Raw genomic sequence first — 20,300 nt, 5'->3', positions numbered from 1 at the left:
TTGATGAAGTGCTTTAATTGGCGGAAAGAAATGGAAAAGTGACGGATAGAAATTAAAAACCCATGGATAAAACTATCAATCTAACGGATAGTGCGCAACCAATAGAAATTCGGTATAATAGCTTTCGTAAGGAAGTGAGCAGATGATTCTATCGAAAAAAAGATGGCAGGTGGAGCGTCCTGACGCAACACTTGTACAAGCATTACAAAATGACTTACAACTTTCTGCGATTGCAGCAAAAATTTTAGCAGCACGAGGCTGCGAAACAACGGCTGAGGCAGAAAGCTTATTAAATATGACTGAGGCAAATATCCATGACCCATTTCTTATGCATGGTATGGCTGAAGCGGTAGCACGAATTGAACAAGCACTAGAAAATGGTGAGAAAATTTTAGTGTATGGTGATTATGATGCGGATGGTGTGACAAGCACAACCGTTATGTTACATGTTTTACTAGATCTTGGAGCAGACGTCTCCTTTAAAATTCCGAATCGTTTTATCCATGGCTATGGTCCGCATGAAGCCCTATTTCGGGAGGCCTATGAAGATGGTGTACAGTTAATCATTACAGTGGATAATGGTATATCTGGTATTGAGCCTATTCGAGTAGCAAAGGAGCTTGGTATGGATGTCATTGTGACAGATCACCATGAACCAGGTGAGGAGCTACCACCAGCAGATATTATTCTTCATCCCCGAATACCAGAAGGGCAATATCCATTTGGCGAGCTAGCAGGAGTAGGGGTAGCCTTTAAGCTGGCACATGCTCTTTATGGTGAACTACCAAGCCATCTAATAGAATTTGTGGCGATTGGCACTGTAGCAGATTTAGTTCCGTTGGTGGATGAAAATCGCTATCTCGTGAAGAGGGGCATACAAGAAATGCGTCGTTCCCTTAGTCCATGGGTACAAGCGATGTGTGACATAGCCAGTACAGAGCAGACGAAAATTACAGAAGAAACGATTGGCTTTTATTTTGGTCCACGATTGAATGCTGTTGGTCGTCTAGGTGAAGCAGCTCCTGGTGTTGAATTATTAATGGCGGAGGATAATGCTAAAGCAACCGCATTGGCAAAAAAGCTAAATGCCTGCAATACCGAGCGCAAAGATATTGTGAAAAGTATTACAGATGAAGCCATCGCACTGATTGAAGCAGATGAAAAAATCGGCAATTCCTTAGTTCTTGTTGTTGCTGGCGAGGGCTGGAACGCAGGTGTTGTAGGAATTGTAGCCTCACGTCTCGTTGAACTGTATTACCGTCCAACGATTGTGCTGTCACTCGATCCAGAAAAGGGCATAGCAAAAGGTTCTGCTCGAAGTATTGAAGGTTTTCATCTATATAATGAACTAGCTAAAAATCGAGATATTTTACCACATTTTGGTGGACATCCTATGGCTGCAGGTATGACCTTATCATTAGAGCATGTGGATGAACTACGTACTCGCTTAGATGCTCAGGCAAGAGCCTGTTTAACAGAGGAGCAATTAACACCTGTAGTGCATATTGATATACCGCTCAGCATAGATGAAATTTCAGCGGATGCTATTGAGGAAATTTCAACACTAGGACCATTTGGCACAGATTTCCCTAAGCCTGTGTATGTGCTGGAGGATGTAGAAATCGCCTCCATGCGTAAAATTGGAGCGGGCGAGAATCATATTAAAATGGAAATAACAAACGGCTATGATAAATTGGATAGTGTTGGTTTTAACAAAGGGCATTTACATGATGAATTAACGTATGGCATCAAAGTTTCCTTTATAGGCGATTTGCAAATTAACGAATGGCAGGGGCGTAAAAAAGCCCAATTTATGATCGAGGATGTCCAAACTACAGAATGGCAGTTATTTGATATTCGTGGTATCCGTCAAACAGCTCGATGGCTGAATACCGTACCGAAGGACGTGGCCCGGTTTATCGCCTTTCGTCCAGAAACGATGACCTATTATCAATCATTAATAGGTGCATCTATTACACTGGTTGACCCAGCCCTTTCAAATATTGAACAAAGTGATTACATCGTGCTCTTAGACTTGCCACACAATGTTCAAAAGCTAGAGGACGTTTTACAGAAGACAGCCCCTTCACGTATTTATGCTCATTTTTATATGCCTGACTCACAATACTTCAGTGGTCTACCTACTCGTGAGCAATTTGCTTGGTATTACAAGTTCTTAAAAAATCGACCAGCCTTTCCGCTTGATATGCATATCGCAGATTTAGCGAAGCATACGGGGTGGCCATTAGATACATTAAAATTTATGACACAGGTGTTTTTTGAGCTTGGTTTTGTTAAAATGGAGAGTGGACTGACGACTGTCAACGTGAATGCGCCAAAACAAGCACTAACAGAGGCACCGTCTTACAAACAACGTTCAGAACAGATTGAAATGGAGCAAAAGCTTGTCTATGCTCCTTATATAGAATTAAAACAATGGTTTGATGAACGATTAACATAAACGGACGAATAACGTTTCGTAGAAGGAGCAAGAATATGGATTTAAAGCAATACGTTACAACGGTTGAAAACTGGCCAAAAGAAGGCATTACCTTCAGAGATATTACGACAATTATGGATAATGGACCTGCCTACAAATATGCGACAGATCAAATTGTAGAATATGCAAAAGAAGTAGGAGCAGAAATTGTAGTTGGCCCTGAGGCTCGTGGGTTTATTATCGGTTGTCCAGTAGCTTATGCACTTGAAATTGGCTTTGCACCTGTTCGTAAACCAGGTAAATTACCGCGTGAGGTGATTAGTGCGGACTATGGTCTAGAGTATGGAAAAGATACATTAACAATGCATCACGATGCAATTAAGCCTGGTCAAAAGGTGTTAATCTGTGATGATTTATTAGCAACTGGGGGAACAGTTGAAGCAACAGTGCGTTTAGTGGAACAATTAGGTGGTCAGGTAGTAGGCTGTGCATTCCTAATTGAACTTTTAGAATTAAATGGTCGAGACAAGCTTGGCGATTTAAATATTAAAACACTTATTCAATATTAAGAGCATTGCAAAAGCGCCCTACAATGAGGGCGCTTTTTATACTTCATCATAGGATTGAATGATTTGTTGCATTGTTCGCAAGGTATCATAGAAATCTGCGTATTTCTCCATTCCAATGTCCTCAATGATTCTATCTTGAATTCCTTGCCAAATAGGTGCTGCTTCATGCAGTTTTTCTAATCCTTTTTCAGTAAGTGTAATTTTTTTGGTACGAGCATCATTTGTATCTCGTCTTAATTCAACATAGCCATGTTGCTTTAATAGATTAATATTACGTGTTACAGTGGTTTGATCCAGCTGTAAAATTTCACCTAAACGGCTGATTGAGACAGCTTGTTGAAGGTCGATATGTGCAAGCATTGAATATTGTGTAACCTTTAAACCAGTAGGCTGTAGCAGCTTATCATATAATTGTGTGACGACCCTTGTTTTTTTTCTAAGGTTTGCACAAACACAAATTTGTGTATAATCAATATTTTTAAGTTGATTCTTCATCGACAGTACTCCTTTAAGGGGATTCTACTAATTATCAGTATACACCCAATAACTAGAAATTCCTTCTTGACAGCTTTATGAACGATTACTATGATTATACATGTATATACATATAAATGAAATAAGCAGACTTAAACATGTATATACATGTTTTGTAGTCTATCAAAGAAAAGAAGGTGTTGAGGTGAAGCGTGTTCATTATAGTTGGTTTATTTTAATCGTCACATTTTTCTCGATAATTGTCGCAGGGATTACAATGTCATCATCTGGCGTGTTTATCGATCCTCTTGAAAAAGAATTTCACTGGGATCGTTCAACCATTGCTTTAGCTTTTGCTGTAAGTTTGTTTTTATATGGCATATCTGGTCCATTTATGGCTGCATTGCTTGAAGTCATTGGCCTAAAGAAAATGATGCTAGGTGCCATGGCAACTTTAGTATTAGGAATGACTTTAACATTTTTGATGAATCAATCCTGGCAGCTAATCGTTATTTGGGGTGGAATTATTGGTCTTGGTGCGAGTCTTTTTTTAACTGTCCTTAGTCCATATGTGGCGAATCATTGGTTTGTAAAGCGCAGAGGGTTAGCGGTTGGTATTTTAACGGCAAGTACAGCTACAGGCCAGTTAATTTTATTACCAGTTCTAGCTATCATTATTGAACACTATTCTTGGCGATGGGCTATCACATTAATGCTACTCCTTAGTATTATAATGTTTTTCATGATTGCGCTTTTTATAAAAAATAGACCCCAGGATATGGGGTTAACTCCTTATGGACAAGAGGAGGCTATAGAGGAACAACAAATACAACAAAAGAAGAATCCAATAGCTATGGCTTTTAAAGGTTTATATGAGGCGATTAAGGTTAAAGCATTTTGGCTCTTAGCAGGCAGCTTTTTTATTTGTGGGCTATCGACAAGCGGATTAATTGGTACTCATTTTGTTTCTTATTGTATTAGCTTTGGCGTTCCTTTAGTCACAGCAGCATCATTTCTTTCTTTTATGGGCATTTTTAATTTATTAGGCACGACTGCCTCTGGGTGGTTATCTGATCGCTTCGATAATCGATGGTTATTGTTTTGGTATTACCTGTTAAGAGGCGCATCTCTTTTATTGCTTCCTTACGCACTCGCACAAGGATCATTTGTTTTATTAACGATTTTCACCATCTTTTACGGACTAGATTGGATTGCTACAGTGCCACCAACTATCAGTATGACGCGACAAATTTTTGGTATGCAAAAAAGCAGTATTATCTACGGCTGGATATTTGCCTCACATCAAGCAGGAGCGGCGGTTGCTGCGTATGGTGGAGGGCTAATTTATAAATTTTTTAATTCCTATACATGGGCATTTTTCCTTGCAGGAATGTTTTGTGCAATGGCCAGTTTATTCGTCATCATTGTTAAAAAACAAACACCTCAGCAAACATAAACAAAAAAAGTTGAGCCTCAGTAAGATGAGGTTCAACTTTTTTAATAAAGAATCTTTTGACATAATGTAAACAAAAGTTTATAATATAAACAAATATAATAAAAGGTGATGCTATGAATGAAAGAGAACAGGCGGTGCTTGCTTTAATTCGCCAGAATCCGTTTATGTCTCAGCAAGAAATGGCAGATGCAATGAATCTGTCGCGTCCCGTGCTTGCTAATTTAGTGTCTAGTTTAACGAAGCAAGGAAAAATTGTAGGTCGTGCTTATATATTACCCGAGGAAAATGAAATTATTTGCATCGGTGGAGCTAATTTAGACCGCAAATTCCATGTTAAGGGCAATGTTCAATTTGGAACATCTAACCCTGCCAGTTCTTCTTTTAGCGTAGGTGGCGTTGGTCGAAATATTGCTGAAAACTTAGGCAGATTAAATCATCAAGTGACGTTACTAACAACGGCAGGTAAGGATGCTGATTGGCAAGTGATCCAAGAGGCTTCGGAATCCTTTATGAATCTACGTTATGTAGAGCAGCTTGCAGAGGCTTCTACAGGTTCTTATACTGCCATCATGGATGAACAAGGAGAGCTAGCACTAGCTGTAGCAAATATGGAGGTTTATGACCTTCTGTTACCTAGCTTGTTGAAAAAACATGAAACGATGCTTGTAAACGCAGGCTGTTTTATTTTGGATTTAAACTGTCCAAAAGAAACAGTGGCGTATATCCAGCAAGTAGCCATTGCTCGTGATATTCCACTCGTCATTGTGCCAGTATCTTCGCCAAAAATGAATCGACTACCTGAAACATTACAAGGCGTAACTTGGTTTATTTGTAACACAGATGAAGCGGAAACAATTGTTGGACATAAAATTGAAAACGCTACCCATTATGAAAAAGCATTACAACAGCTCCTACAACTAGGTGCGGAGCATGTCATTATCACAGCTGGCAGCAAGGGTGTTTATGCAGCATCTGCAACGATTGCACCTCGTCATGTTGCCGCTAAAGTGATTGACAAAATTGAAGATGTGACAGGAGCAGGAGATGCCTTTGTCAGCGCTGTCATTCACAGTTGGCTGACGGGACAATCTTTTGAGACATGTATTGATGCTGGATTAACCAATGCAAAAAATACATTGGCATCTCCTTATACAGTAAGACCTGAGTTATCAGTAGATTTGTTGAAACATGAAATGGAGGAATAACAACATGAAAGATTTCATCGTATTATCAGAAGAAGTAAAAGCAGGACAAGCAAAAGGTCTACCAATCGTTGCATTAGAATCAACAATTATTTCACACGGTATGCCATATCCACAAAACGTGCAAACTGCGCTTGAAGTTGAGCAAATTATTCGCGATAATGGTGCAGTCCCTGCGACAATTGCATTAATTGATGGGAAAATTAAAATTGGTCTATCAGATGAAGAGCTAGAAATGTTCGGTAATGCTCAAGGTGTTGCGAAAGCTTCACGTCGTGACTTAGGCTACTTATTAGCAACGAAAAAATTAGGAGCTACAACAGTTGCAGCGACAATGATCTGTGCAGAGCTTGCAGGTATTGAAATCTTTGTTACAGGTGGTATTGGTGGTGTACACCGCGGTGCAGAAACAACAATGGATGTCTCTGCTGACCTAGAAGAATTAGCTCAAACAAATGTTGCCGTTATCTGTGCAGGTGCAAAATCTATTTTAGACATCGGTCTTACATTAGAATATCTTGAAACAAAAGGTGTGCCAGTGGTTGGTTATGGTACGGATGAATTACCAGCGTTCTACACACGTCAAAGTGGATTCGATGTAAACTTCCAGTTAGATACGCCGGAAGAAATTGCAGCAATGCTATCTGCGAAATGGCAATTAGGCTTAAAAGGTGGCGCTGTCATTGCAAATCCAATTCCTGAGGCGGAAGCATTAGAGCATGCATTTATTACAAACATTATTGAAAAAGCTTTAGTTGAAGCTGAAGAGAATGGCATTCAAGGTAAAAACGTTACACCATTCTTACTTGGCAAAGTTAAAGAATTAACAGAAGGTAAAAGTCTTGATGCCAACATTGCATTAGTGAAAAACAATGCAGTTGTCGGCGCGAAAATTGCTGTAGCTTACAATCAATTACACTAATCCATTTGTCGAAACAAGGACTCTTTGTGACGTGAAGTCGCAAAGGGTCTTTTTTATTAAAAAGAAGGATATTTTTTCCGTTTTTCGATCTGTTCACGAGATTAACTAAACTAAATGATACAGTCTCTTTACAATAGGCCACAATATTTTATACAATTAAGTTTATATCTAATCTGAAAAATTTGACGAGCAAGGTGGACATGTTATGGCGAAAGAGCAAATTTTGACTCCTGAGGACGTTTTTGAGTTAGTCAAATCCTACATGAATGATGAAAATGTCGCATTCGTGAAAAAAGCATATGAATTAGCAAGGGATGCCCATATTGAGCAATTCCGTAGCTCTGGTGAACCGTATATTATTCACCCAGTACAAGTAGCAGGTATTCTAGCTGAATTACAAATGGACCCGGAAACTGTAGCAGCAGGTTTTTTACATGATGTTGTCGAAGATACGGATTTTACGCGGGATGATTTGGTACGTGAATTTGGCGAAGAGGTAGCCGTGCTTGTTGATGGTGTTACCAAACTAGGGAAAATTAAATATTTATCAAAAGAGGCGCAGCAGGCAGAAAATCATCGAAAAATGTTTGTGGCTATGGCGCAAGATATCCGTGTTATTCTCATTAAGCTAGCAGACCGTCTTCATAATATGCGTACGTTAAAGCATTTACCTGCTGAGAAGCAACGACGCATTTCGAAAGAGACGCTCGAGATTTTTGCACCACTTGCTCATCGTCTTGGAATTTCGACTGTAAAATGGGAGCTTGAAGATACAGCACTGCGCTATTTAAACCCACAACAATATTATCGTATTGTCAGTCTGATGAAGAAAAAACGTGATGAACGTGAAGCTTATTTAGAAAATGTGATGGCTGAGATGAAATCACAACTGAATGAGGTTGAAATTGACGCAGATGTCTATGGTCGACCAAAGCATATTTACAGTATCTATCGAAAAATGGTGTTACAAAAGAAACAGTTTAATGAAATTTATGATTTATTAGCCATTCGTGTTCTTGTCGATAGTATTAAAGATTGCTATGCCGTATTAGGAATCGTGCATACACTATGGAAACCAATGCCAGGACGCTTTAAAGACTATATTGCTATGCCAAAACAAAACCTGTACCAGTCTCTACATACGACTGTTATTGGGCCTTATGGTGACCCGTTGGAGGTACAGATTCGTACAAAGGAAATGCACAAAATTGCAGAGTACGGGATTGCGGCGCACTGGGCGTATAAAGAAGGCAAAAACGTCGATCATCAAAAGCAGAATGTCGATCAAAAATTAACGTGGTTCCGTGAAATTTTAGAGTTCCAAAATGAATCTTCCAACGCAGAGGAATTTATGGAATCCTTAAAATTTGATTTATTCTCTGATATGGTTTATGTCTTTACACCTGAAGGCGATGTCATTGAACTGCCAGCAGGTTCTGTTCCTATTGATTTTGCCTATCGCGTTCATTCCGAAGTGGGAAATCGTACGATTGGAGCGAAAATTAATGGGAAGATGGTACCGCTTGATACGCCATTAAAAACGGGTGATATCATTGAAATTTTAACTTCGAAACAATCCTTTGGTCCGAGTCGCGATTGGCTAAAAATAGCTCAATCCTCGCAGGCGAAGAATAAGATAAAGCAATTCTTTAAACGACACCTGCGTGAAGAAAATATTGTCAAAGGTAAAGAAATGATTGAAAAAGAAATCCGTGCTCAGGATTTCGATTTAAAGGAAACGCTGTCCTCTGAAAACCTAAAACGGGTATGCGACAAATTTAACTATACGAATGAAGAAGATTTGTATGCGGCAGTTGGTGTGAATGGGATTACTGCACAGCAGGTTGTGAATCGTTTAGCTGAAAAACGTCGTAAAGAACGTGAGCAGGAAGAAGCACTAGAAAAAATCGAACAAAAAATGAAAAATCCAATTCCACAAAAACGTACGGAATCGGGCGTTATTGTAAAGGGTATTGATAATATGCTCATTCGACTTTCTCGCTGCTGTACGCCCGTTCCTGGCGATGATATTGTAGGCTTTATTACGAAGGGTAGAGGTGTTTCTGTCCATCGTGAGGACTGTCCAAATATTCAAATTGAGGATGAGCAGGAACGCTTAATTGAAGTGGAATGGGAGCATGGTGTCATTCCTGAGAAAAAGGAATACCCTGTTGATATTGAAGTTTCAGCCTTTGACAGACCTGGCATTTTAAATGAAATCATGCAAATTGTTAGTGAAACGAAAACAAATATTTTAGCAGTAAGTGGTCGTGCTGACCGTGATAAAATGGCAACAATTCATTTAACAATTTCTATTTCAAATATTTCACATTTGCATAAAGTTGTTGAGCGAATTAAACAAACACCTGATATTTATTCGGTACAGCGTGTCATTAACTAATTGATAGGCAATATAGAATTGGGGTTTAGTACATGAAAGTAGTATTACAGCGCAGTAAAGCTGCCTCTGTAACAGTGGACGGAACGGTTACAGGAGCAATTGATTATGGCTATGTTCTTTTAGTGGGAATCACACATGAAGACACACAAGAGGATGTTGCCTATTTAGCAAAAAAAGTAGCTAACTTACGTCTTTGGGAAGATGCAGATGGAAAAATGAATCATTCGATCTTAGAGCATGGGGGCGCTATTTTATCCGTCTCACAATTTACTTTGTATGGGGATGCAAAAAAAGGGAATCGTCCAAGTTTTATCAACGCAGCTAGACCAGAAGCAGCTGAGCCACTGTGGGAGGCTTTTAATCAGGCATTACGCGAGCATGGCTTACATGTGGAAACAGGTATTTTTGGTGCAATGATGGATGTAGCACTAATTAATGATGGTCCAGTCACAATTCTTCTAGAGTCAAAATAATGGAACATTTCCTATAATTCCTTCATATACTAAAGAGTATGGTTAGTTTTATAGGAAGGAGTGTCTTAAACATGACGCAGACGAGAAGTATAACCAATCCATATTTATACGAAACTCTTAGCATGATGATTGGTCAGGCAGTAGTGGTGCAAACAGCAAAAAATATTCAACAAGGTATTTTATTATCCATACTACCTGACCATATGGTTCTTGAGATGAATCGTACGCCTTTCTTCATTCGAATGGAGGAAATTGTATGGGTTACATTGGAAACTACAAAAAAATGAAAAAATATGAGCCTTCAAATCATAATAAATGATAGAAGGTTCTTTTTCTTTTTTTATCTGTTTATTGCAAATAGTAATCTCATAATAGTAAATGTAGTTCCAGAAACTAAAAATTATCAAACAGTTGAATATTATTTTCTAAAAATAATAAATCATTTGATTCCTCATGGATAGCTAACCTCCAATTTTTTCATCCTACATACAACCTTTGATGCCTTTCATGATTGATTTTTCTCATGAAGTTCATGGTTGAAAAATCGAAGGACAATCATATCAACTCTATCTTCTCCAACACCACTGCACATTGCTTCTGTCTTAATAAGAAACAATTTGTGTCATCGAGATATAATTATTATTTTAGAAAACAAAATATGACGATGGAAATGCACATTAGTATTCGATTATGTGTATATAACTTTCTGTGTTTGTAGGAGAGGAATAAGAGGTTTAATAAGGAACGGCAGCGTGTGCTTTCTGAAATAATAGAAAATTAATACTTTACAATAAATTTAAACTCATGTATATTTATTTTCAATTAGCGACAAATAGCGACAATATACTGCTAATGTCTAAATCAGAAAAAGGAGCGTGATTTAATGGAAAATGAGCAGGGGGTAAAGAAGAAAAGCTGGTTGAAAGTACCTCATACATATACGATTATTTTTGCTATTATTTTTTTAGCAGGTATTGCAAGCTATATCATACCAGCGGGTGAGTTTGAACGTGTAGAGGATGAAGAAGGGCGAATGCTCGTTGTAGATGGAAGCTATCATCATATTGAGAGTGAACCAGTTTCCTTTTTTGAAATGTTTACAGCGATTCCAATGGGTCTCGAAAAAGGGGCTCAAATTATTTTCTACATTTTTTTAGTCAGTGGTGTTTTTGGTATTATTCGTTCTACAGGTGCTATTGAGGCAGGTGTCTATAAAGGAGTAAAAGCTTTAGAGGGCAGAGAGAAATTACTGATTCCTTTATCGATGATTTTATTCTCTGTTGGTGGTTTTACAATGGGGATGGCGGAAGAAACAATTATTTTCGTACCGATTGGTGTGGCCATTGCACGTGCGATGGGCTTTGATGCTGTAACAGGAACAGCTATGATTACACTTGGTGCCGCCAGTGGATTTTTCGGAGGAATGCTTAATCCCTTTACGGTAGGTGTTGCACAATCATTAGCTGATGTACCATTATTCTCAGGGATTGGCTTCCGTGCTGTTGTCTATGTTTTTGTGTTGGGTTTTGCTATTTTCTATGTATCTCGCTATGCTTTTAAGGTGAAAAAGAACCCACAGGCAAGTGTCATTTATGATATTGAGCAAAAAGCTAAATCCAATGTTTCTGCGATTGACATTCCTACATTAACTGGAAAGCATAAATTTGTATTTATTGTTATGGCTTGTGGAATTGGCTTTAATATTTATGGTGTCTTTAATTGGGGCTGGTTCTTAACACAGCTAACGGCATCCTTTTTAATTATGGGATTAGTTGCAGGATTAATTGGTGGTTTAAAACCTGCTACTATCTTTGATTCCTTTATTGAGGGAGCCAAGGCTGTAACATTTGGTGCTTTAATTGTAGGTTTTGCCCGTGCTATTACGGTTGTTTTAGAGCAGGGGAAAATTATTGATACAATCGTTTATGCAGCCTCAGAAACAATTGGACATTTGCCACATGCTATTAGTGCAATCGGTATGTTATTTATCCAAGCTCTTTTAAATTTATTTATTTCATCTGGTAGTGGACAGGCAGCAGCAACAATGCCAATTATGATTCCAATCACTGATTTATTAGGATTAGAGCGACAAGTGGCTGTTTTAGCCTTCCAATATGGAGATTCCTTAACGAACTCTATTATTCCTACCTCGTCTGCATTAATGGCGTATTTAGCTGTTGCAGGTATCCCTTATGAAAAGTGGATTAAGTTTATCTGGAAGATGATTCTTGGGTGGGCAGTGATTGCCTGTCTGGCGCTAATTGCTGCGGTAGCATTAGGAATATCTTAAATATGAAAAAGCTGTGGATGTTATCATCCACAGCTTTTTTTGCTTATTCATCTTGTTCATTAAAGTAGTTGAGAATTCCCTGATAAATACCAAGAGTCGCTTGTTCACGGAATTTAGCTGTTGTAATAACGCGCTCCTCACTTGAATTACTTAAAAAGCCTAACTCAATAAGGACGGCCTTTTGACGATTTTCTCGTAATACTAAATAATTCCCTTGTTGTGTACCACGGTCTCTTAAATCTAGTTTACTGGAAAGGCCGTCATGAATTGCTTCAGCAAGCCCTTTTTGATTGCTATTCATATAATAGGACGTGAAGCCGTTAATGGAGCTATCATCTGTTGCATCGTAATGAAGGCTAATAAAGGCATCTGCCTCATATTGATGGGCAATCGATACACGCTTACGCAATGCCACATATTCATCCGATTCTCTTGTCATGACAACGTTTGCGCCAGCAGCACTTAGCTTGGAAGCTAGCAAAGTGGCCGTTTTTAAAGTAATGCCCTTTTCCTCAGTACCACGTTGACCAGTTGTACCATGGTCATTTCCACCATGACCAGCATCAACAACGATCGTTAATCCACTTAAAGTACCTTTTTTACGGGGTTCTTCTATTTCTTTCTGTGGATTTGTCGCTTTATTGGAACTTGTTGTGACCACCCAGTTCGCGACAAAGGCTGTTTTTTCGTCGTCTATTTGTATTTCATAAAAATCATTTTTAACGCCTACTATCGGGTAATTCCCACCAGCATCTACACGTTCAACCACCTCTGCTGCTGTTGAGGCATCCGTTCGTAGGTTTGTCCCATTATAGATAATCGTAACAGACTCTAACTCTTTGGAAGATGATGTTTTTGAGGTACTTTTTACTTTATTGGAGAATGTACCATAAAAACTATAGACCCAACCAACTTTTTTATCATTGTACTGAATTTGTACCCAATTATGCTCATGTGCGAGTACTTTAAAGGCTTGTCCTTTTGTTGCGGTGCCGATTTTTTTAGCGTTCAAATCTGGCTTCTTACGAACATTAAGGGTGTCCACTAAAATGGTGAAGGTTGCATCTTTATTAGCGGATGCCGTGGTTGTAGTAGTTACTTCTACAGCATCTTCCTTGGGTTCCGTTTCTTTTTTAGGGTTATCGTTGATCGTGACATAATCCTTCGACACCCATCCTGTTAGTCCATTCCAATCGATTTTTGCCCATTCTCCATTTTCTTCAACGAGGTTTGCTTGGTTACCTGTAGAAAGTTGACCAAGAACAGCTGAAGAGATATCTGGTTCTGTTCGAATATTTAAACGGTCAACTTGTGAAATGACGGTTTTGTCGATCACTTGTTTAGCATTAGTAGGTGCTGTCAGCCAAGAGGCAACCCATCCTTCGTAATTACCTGCTTTGACTTGGTACCAATCACCTTCTCGACCGATTGAGGTTAAAGGGTCACCTTCTTCTAAAGTCGTAATAATGGGATAAGACAATCCAGGACCCTCACGCAAATGAAGAATCGTTCCAGCGACTTTTAGATCACTGGTGTCAGCGGAAGCTCTTTGAACAAAGTTCTTATTTGGAATCGCCATCGTTACCATTAGTACGAAGATGATTATACTATGTAAAATTTTTGTCCTCATCAGATTCCTCCTATTCCTTGTGCTATTTTACCATGCTTTTATCATAAAATTCGTGGTAAAATGGTAACAGAATTAGTTATTTTCAAGATAGACGGGTGAAAAATACAAAAATAGTTGACATTGCTTTGGCTAGTGACTAACATAAAGGGTAATCGAAAAATGATTAATCGCTTATGACCAAGCAAGTAGCGTATACCACTATTGGAAAAGAGAGGGAAAGACTTAGGCTGCAATCTTTCCTACAAAAATGTATCACGTGAATAACACTTGAGAGGCTTTTTTCTGAAAAGCAGTGCCTAGTAGGAAAAAACGGAATCGGCCGTTATCCGATTAAGAGGAGGACACATGTAATTATTTTGTGTCAACTAGGGTGGAACCGCGGAAGCTTATACAGCTCTCGTCCCTTGCATTAGCAAGGTGACGAGGGCTTTTTTTGTTGCCCAAAAAGTAATGAGTTTTTTCGAGGGATTGCTGTTTTTGCTAAGAGAAGAGGGGAAGGCGCTCCAACTAGTGTGAAAAGCGCTCATCAGAGGTTGTAACCCGCTCAGAACGGACAGAAATCCGCTCAATCAAAGCATGCATTCGCTCAAAGTGGTACAACAGCTGCTCTATCATAAGCAATCAATATAGGAGGGAATTACATGAGTTTTAAAGTGCCACGAGGGACACAAGATATTTTGCCAGGTCAATCTGAAAAATGGCAAAAGGTTGAAGCGATTATTCGTGATATTTGTCGTGTTTATCGCTATAACGAAATTCGCACACCAATTTTCGAGCAAACGGATCTATTTGCACGTGGGGTTGGGGAAACAACTGATGTTGTACAAAAGGAAATGTATACATTTGAAGATCGTGGAGGGCGTTCATTAACACTACGTCCAGAAAATACGGCTGGTGTCGTACGTGCCTATGTGGAGCATAAAATGTTTGGTGCTCCAGATCAGCCAGTTAAGCTTTCTTACTTAGGACCAATGTTCCGCTATGAGCGTCAACAAGCGGGTCGTTATCGTCAATTTGTACAGTTTGGAGTAGAAGCAATTGGTTCAGCAGATCCTGCGATTGATGCAGAAGTCATTGCTCTTGCTATGGACGTCTATGAATCAGCTGGTTTAAAGGATTTAAAATTAGTGATTAATTCACTTGGCGACAAAGAAACACGTGATACACATCGTACTGCTTTATTACAGCATTTTGAGCCACATATTCATGAGTTTTGCTCAGACTGTCAAAATCGTTTGCAAAAAAATCCATTGCGCATTTTAGATTGTAAGGTAGATCGTGAGCATCCGTTAATGCAAACGGCTCCAGCGTTAACTGATTTCTTAACAGAAGAATCAGCTGCTTATTTTGCTCAAGTGAAATCGTACTTAGATACATTGGGTATTTCATACGAGGTTGATCCAAATCTCGTGCGAGGACTTGATTATTATAATCACACAACATTTGAAATTATGTCCACAGCATCAGGCTTTGGAGCGATTACAACACTATGTGGTGGTGGACGCTACAATGGATTAGTGCAAGAAATTGGCGGTCCTGATGTACCAGGTATAGGTTTTGCATTAAGTATTGAGCGATTGTTGCTGGCACTTGAAGCAGAGGGTGTTGAATTAGACACAGCTTCAGGGCTAGATGTTTACATTATTGCAATGGGCGATGAGGCGAAGCAAAAGGCTGTTGAGCTGACAAGCACTTTCCGAGCGAAGGGACTTGCGACAGAGATGGATTATTTAGACCGTAAAATGAAGGCTCAAATGAAATCAGCGGATCGTCTAGGTGCAAAATATACCCTTGTTCTAGGTGAAACAGAACTTGAAGAGCAGGCAGCTGCTGTGAAACATATGGAATCTGGTGAACAGCACAAAGTGACATTCTCAGAGCTAGTGAACTATTTAACACAACAAGCATAAAAACAGACAGAGGGCATTTGTAGTGAAATGCTACATAAATTGAAGATATTTTGGAGGAATTTAACAATGGCTACAAGAACACATGCTAGTAACGAGCTTTCAGAAGTGTTACAAGGCGAAAAAGTCGTATTAAAAGGTTGGGTACAGCGCCGTCGTGACCTTGGTGGTTTAATTTTCATTGATTTACGTGATCGTACTGGTATTACGCAAGTCGTTTTTAGTCCAGATGTGGCAGAAGCACATGCATTAGCAGATAAAGTGCGTAGTGAATATGTGATCGAGGTGGAAGGTACAGTCATTCTTCGTACAGAGGATCAAATCAATCCAAATGTGCCAAACGGTAAAATCGAAGTGGAAGCAACAAAATTAGTCGTCATTAATACGGCAAAAACTACGCCATTCCAGATTGAAGATCGCACAGACGTATCAGAAGATTTACGTTTGAAATATCGCTATCTTGACTTACGTCGTCCCGTAATGTTCGATACATTCAAAATGCGTTCTGATGTGACACGTACAATTCGTAACTTCCTACAAAACGAAGGTTTCTTAGAAGTAGAAACACCAATTTTAACAAAATCAACGCCAGAGGGTGCTCGTGACTATTTAGTACCTTCACGTGTTCATGAAGGTGAATTTTACGCATTACCACAATCACCTCAATTATTTAAACAATTATTAATGGTTGCTGGCTTTGAAAAGTATTTCCAAATTGCGCGTTGCTTCCGCGATGAAGACTTACGTGCTGACCGTCAACCAGAGTTTACACAGGTGGACATTGAAACGAGCTTCTTAACACAAGAAGAAGTATTAGAAATGAATGAACGCTTAATCCAAGCGGTAATGAAAGAAGTAAAAGGAATCGACATTCCTGCACCATTCCAACGCATGAAATACCAAGAAGCAATGGATCGCTATGGTTCAGATAAGCCAGATGTACGTTTTGGATTAGAGCTAGTAGCGTTAAATGATATTTTTGAAGGCTGTAATTTCAAAGTGTTTGCCGATACGGTTGCACAAGGTAAACAAGTAAAAAGTATCAATATTAAAGGTGCAGCTGACAACTATTCTCGTAAAGACATGGACGAGTTAACGAAATTCGTTGGTATTTACGGAGCAAAAGGTCTTGCTTGGTTAAAGGTTACAGAAGAAGGCCTGAACGGTCCAATCGCGAAATTCTTTGACGAAGCGTTAGCAGCAGCATTAATCGAGCGTATGGGGGCAGAAGTTGGCGATATTCTAGTATTTGTCGCTGATAAAGCAGCTATTGTAGCAGCTTCTTTAGGTGCTCTACGTACGAAATTAGGACAAGATTTAAACCTAATCGATGAATCACAATTTGCTTTCCTTTGGATTACTGACTGGCCATTATTCGAATACTCTGAGGAAGATGGACGTTACTATGCTGCACACCATCCATTCACACGTCCGTTTGATGAAGATATAGCGTTAATGGACACAGACCCTGCAGCAGTACGGGCACAAGCATATGATATCGTTTTAAACGGCTACGAACTTGGTGGTGGTTCATTACGTATTTATGAACGTGAGCTACAAGAAAAAATGTTTGAATTACTTGGCTTCTCAGAAGAAGAAGCACAAGCACAATTCGGCTTCCTATTAGAAGCGTTTGAATACGGCGTACCACCACATGCAGGTCTTGCATTTGGTCTTGATCGCTTCGTCATGCTATTAGCAGGTCGTACTAATTTACGTGATACAATTGCATTCCCGAAAACAGCTAGTGCAAGCTGCTTGATGACAGAAGCACCAAGTGAAGTATCTCCTGAGCAACTAAGTGAATTAAGCCTGGCCATCAAACCATTTAGAAAATAATGTGTAATACAAAATACCTGGACTTCCTAGCAAATACTGTTGGGAATCTAGGTATTTTTTGCGTTTTCTTAAGAAATTATAGATTATTAGAGAAAATCGTTTGAATTATCAGAAAAGTGGTGGTATGATAACTGTAATACGAATCCTGATGTGTTTGTCTAACTGCTAACTCTACTTCACAGTTTTGACCGAACATTATAGAATCGGGAGCCTTCATTTTGTAGTCGCAAACATGCCCCTAACGGAGCGGGACGTTTAAAGTTGCAAAGCGGGCACCCACCTGCGAATTGCGGGTTCAAAACGAATGTTTCTTGGCATTACGGCACAATTGGGATTCGTCCTATACATAGGATTGAAAGGAGCTTATCATAGCTCCTTTTTTATATCAAATTAAACAGGATCAAGGTTGCTAAGAACGAGTATAGAATTTTAAATAAATATTTAGAAAATACAAAAGATTACTTTTTATTTCTGATGAAGCATCATATAATTGGTATAGACAACTATACCTTTATGAAGAGGCTATCTGTTCTAAAGATTAATAATCTTCTAAGTTATGGTTATCCTATAGGTGGATAATACTTGGATGAACTTTTTTGAAAGCGTTTTAATTATGGATGATGGAAGTAACTGTTTAAGAGAAAGTAAATTGTATCAATATTACGAGTCGATGATTTGTCAGTAGAGAACATAATGGGTACAACGATTGAACGCAGATGCTACAATGATAGAGGGGCGCTCAGTATGCCATCATTAGCATATAACAAGCGACGATGTAAATATGTCCTTTTCACACTGTCATGCAGATGTTGTTAGTGGACATAATTGAGCTTTACTTAATCAACAATGCGATATACAAAATGCGATCTGAAGAGGTAAAGTTGTATTGAGAAATCATAAAGGCGATAAGGAAGGTGCAAGAATTGTTAGAGAAAAATTCTCATATACCTATTTATATACAAATAGAAGAGATTATTAAACAACGAATTTATTTAGAAGAATACAGAATTGGTGAGACCATCCCATCAGAGCGAGAACTTTCTGCACAATTTGATGTAAGTAGAATGACTGTTCGTCAATCCATTACCAATCTAGTAAATAGTGGTCTATTATATCGAGAAAAAGGGAGAGGCACATATGTTGCAAATCCAAAATTAGAGCAACCTTTAAAAGGCTTAACGAGTTTCACGGAAGATATGCGAGCAAGAGGAATGGAACCAAGCAGTAAGGTATTACGATTTGAGAAAATCATACCACCAGTGGATATTGCAAGAGATTTAATGATAGAGCCTGGTGAAGAAGTATTTTTTGTAGTGCGCATAAGAAATGCAGATGCGCAACCAATGGCAATCGAAAGAACATATATCCCAGTTAAAATTTATCCAGAGTTGGATGAGAAGCAAATAATGGGCTCGCTTTATGCCTTAATCGAAGCAAAGTTCCATCAAAAAATTGGAAATGCGGTACAACAGATGGAGGCAGCCATCGTATCGAAAGAGGATAGTAAGTTTCTACAAATTAATCAAACAGCACCAGTTTTAATTATCAAACGTACAAGTTATTTATCAGATGGTAAGCCCTTTGAGCTTGTACGCAGTACGTATCGAGCTGATCGTTATAAATTCATAAGTGAAATTAAAAGGTGATTTTATGCATGCATATTTTTCTGAAATCGAAAAGCTTATCCAGATTGTGAAGGAGCAGGAGGCATCCAATATAGGTGAGGCGGCACAACTCATTGTCCAACGTCTCCAAAAAGGTGGGATAATTCAATTATTTGGTTGTGGTCATTCACAGCTATTGGCACAGGAGGCATTTTATCGAGCAGGTGGTTTAGTACCCGTACGTCCTATATTTATTGAACCTTTAGCTTTACATGCTGGAGCATTAGCTTCTTCAATCAATGAAAAAGATCCAACTATTATTGAACAGCATAAGGAACAGTTTGACTTTCGTGAAAATGATGTTTGCATCGTCATTTCAACCTCAGGGAGAAATGCAGCACCTATTGACGTCGCTTTATTAGCAAAGGACTCAGGGATATTTGTGCTATCCCTCCAGTCACTCCTCTATAAGGAACAGTCTACACGGCATCACAGTGGGCTACGGCTAGAAGATGTGGTAGATTTCGTCATCAATACCCATATACCGATTGGCGATGGTGTACTAAATATACATGAGATGCAGTATGCGCCAGCATCCACTGTTATTGGCTCATTACTATTAAATGCTTTATTCAGTGAAATCATAGAAACGTTAGCAAAGTCCTCCATAGAGTTACCGATATTTGTCAGCAATAATGTTGATTCCGATTGGACGCATAATGAGAAAATGATTGCCAAATATCAACATCGGATTAACTTTACGTGAAAGAAAGGAGGTATGGTAAATGAAGAAAATGTATAAGATTACATCTCTTGAAGGTATTCATGCCAGACCTGCTGCATTACTTGTTACTGCAGTGACACCATTCCAAAATGATATTAAATTAACATACAAAGAAAAATCCGTTAATTTAAAGTCTATTATGGGCGTGATGTCATTAGGTGTTAAACCAGAAAGTGTAGTGGAAATTTCAGCAGAGGGGCCAGATGTGGCAACATTATTTCAAACTGTTACCGAAGTCATGTTGTCTAACGCAATAGGAGAAGAATGGCAAGAGGAATAAAAGATTCTTGCAGTGGTTACGATCATGCC

General features: G+C 38.9%; 16 protein-coding genes, 1 other RNA gene and 1 other annotated feature. Of the genes, 15 read left to right on the top strand and 2 right to left on the bottom strand.

All coding sequences use genetic code 11. The features are described from left to right. Positions 1-142: 142 nt before the first annotated feature. On the top strand, positions 143-2,461 hold the full coding sequence (recJ, locus tag MKZ14_RS15240) for a single-stranded-DNA-specific exonuclease RecJ (RefSeq protein ID WP_333004815.1): 2,319 nt from the start codon (positions 143-145) through the stop codon (positions 2,459-2,461). Between the two features lie 35 nt (positions 2,462-2,496). Further along, a complete protein-coding gene (locus tag MKZ14_RS15235; RefSeq protein WP_016991635.1) occupies positions 2,497-3,009 on the top strand; it encodes an adenine phosphoribosyltransferase in 513 nt (170 codons plus the stop codon). Between the two features lie 36 nt (positions 3,010-3,045). Here MKZ14_RS15235 and MKZ14_RS15230 read toward each other — a convergent pair whose 3' ends face one another. Continuing rightward, positions 3,046-3,504: a MarR family winged helix-turn-helix transcriptional regulator gene (locus MKZ14_RS15230; RefSeq protein WP_036075828.1), complete on the bottom strand. Its 459-nt coding sequence runs from the start codon at positions 3,502-3,504 to the stop codon at positions 3,046-3,048. 184 nt (positions 3,505-3,688) lie between these two features. Here MKZ14_RS15230 and MKZ14_RS15225 point away from each other — a divergent pair, with 184 nt between their 5' ends. From MKZ14_RS15225 to MKZ14_RS15195, 7 genes are all read left to right on the top strand, one after another. Next, positions 3,689-4,939, top strand: coding sequence for an MFS transporter (locus tag MKZ14_RS15225; RefSeq protein ID WP_333004814.1), 1,251 nt, complete (start codon positions 3,689-3,691; stop codon positions 4,937-4,939). A gap of 113 nt (positions 4,940-5,052) precedes the next feature. Then, positions 5,053-6,144 (top strand): carbohydrate kinase, encoded by a 1,092-nt coding sequence (locus MKZ14_RS15220; protein ID WP_016991634.1) that lies wholly within the window; start codon positions 5,053-5,055, stop codon positions 6,142-6,144. Between the two features lie 4 nt (positions 6,145-6,148). After that, positions 6,149-7,063: a pseudouridine-5'-phosphate glycosidase gene (locus tag MKZ14_RS15215; RefSeq protein ID WP_333004813.1), complete on the top strand. Its 915-nt coding sequence runs from the start codon at positions 6,149-6,151 to the stop codon at positions 7,061-7,063. A gap of 205 nt (positions 7,064-7,268) precedes the next feature. After that, positions 7,269-9,464 (top strand): bifunctional (p)ppGpp synthetase/guanosine-3',5'-bis(diphosphate) 3'-pyrophosphohydrolase, encoded by a 2,196-nt coding sequence (locus MKZ14_RS15210; protein WP_016991633.1) that lies wholly within the window; start codon positions 7,269-7,271, stop codon positions 9,462-9,464. Positions 9,465-9,496: 32 nt separating this feature from the next. Further along, complete coding sequence (gene dtd / locus MKZ14_RS15205) at positions 9,497-9,937, top strand: D-aminoacyl-tRNA deacylase (protein ID WP_333004809.1); 441 nt, start codon at positions 9,497-9,499, stop codon at positions 9,935-9,937. 71 nt (positions 9,938-10,008) lie between these two features. Further along, positions 10,009-10,224: a DUF2642 domain-containing protein gene (locus MKZ14_RS15200; RefSeq protein ID WP_016991632.1), complete on the top strand. Its 216-nt coding sequence runs from the start codon at positions 10,009-10,011 to the stop codon at positions 10,222-10,224. 596 nt (positions 10,225-10,820) lie between these two features. Further along, a complete protein-coding gene (locus MKZ14_RS15195) occupies positions 10,821-12,227 on the top strand; it encodes an AbgT family transporter (RefSeq protein ID WP_036075835.1) in 1,407 nt (468 codons plus the stop codon). 43 nt (positions 12,228-12,270) lie between these two features. Here the strand turns inward: MKZ14_RS15195 and MKZ14_RS15190 are convergent, their stop codons facing one another. After that, positions 12,271-13,857 (bottom strand): SH3 domain-containing protein, encoded by a 1,587-nt coding sequence (locus MKZ14_RS15190; RefSeq protein WP_036076239.1) that lies wholly within the window; start codon positions 13,855-13,857, stop codon positions 12,271-12,273. A 164-nt stretch (positions 13,858-14,021) separates the two neighbouring features. After that, positions 14,022-14,265: a binding site (T-box leader), on the top strand. 233 nt (positions 14,266-14,498) lie between these two features. On the opposite strand from MKZ14_RS15190, the gene hisS reads away from it, so the two are divergent. The 6 genes from hisS to MKZ14_RS15160 all read left to right on the top strand — a co-directional run bounded on the left by hisS (position 14,499) and on the right by MKZ14_RS15160 (position 20,271). Beyond that, the gene (gene hisS / locus MKZ14_RS15185) at positions 14,499-15,767 is read left to right on the top strand and encodes a histidine--tRNA ligase (RefSeq protein WP_339280195.1); all 1,269 of its coding nucleotides are present in this window, start codon (positions 14,499-14,501) and stop codon (positions 15,765-15,767) included. Between the two features lie 66 nt (positions 15,768-15,833). Continuing rightward, positions 15,834-17,603, top strand: coding sequence for an aspartate--tRNA ligase (gene aspS / locus MKZ14_RS15180; protein WP_205444597.1), 1,770 nt, complete (start codon positions 15,834-15,836; stop codon positions 17,601-17,603). Between the two features lie 139 nt (positions 17,604-17,742). Next, positions 17,743-17,942: non-coding RNA, 6S RNA (gene ssrS / locus MKZ14_RS15175), on the top strand. 584 nt (positions 17,943-18,526) lie between these two features. Further along, complete coding sequence (locus MKZ14_RS15170) at positions 18,527-19,249, top strand: GntR family transcriptional regulator (protein ID WP_016991628.1); 723 nt, start codon at positions 18,527-18,529, stop codon at positions 19,247-19,249. 4 nt (positions 19,250-19,253) lie between these two features. Then, positions 19,254-19,973, top strand: coding sequence for an SIS domain-containing protein (locus tag MKZ14_RS15165; RefSeq protein WP_339280194.1), 720 nt, complete (start codon positions 19,254-19,256; stop codon positions 19,971-19,973). Positions 19,974-19,992: 19 nt separating this feature from the next. Next, complete coding sequence (locus MKZ14_RS15160) at positions 19,993-20,271, top strand: HPr family phosphocarrier protein (RefSeq protein ID WP_339280193.1); 279 nt, start codon at positions 19,993-19,995, stop codon at positions 20,269-20,271. Positions 20,272-20,300 lie beyond the last annotated feature (29 nt).

It is taken from the genome of Lysinibacillus sp. FSL P2-0066 (assembly GCF_037969495.1).
Lineage (GTDB): Bacteria > Bacillota > Bacilli > Bacillales_A > Planococcaceae > Lysinibacillus > Lysinibacillus boronitolerans.
This window is presented reverse-complemented; position numbering and strand designations above follow the sequence as displayed.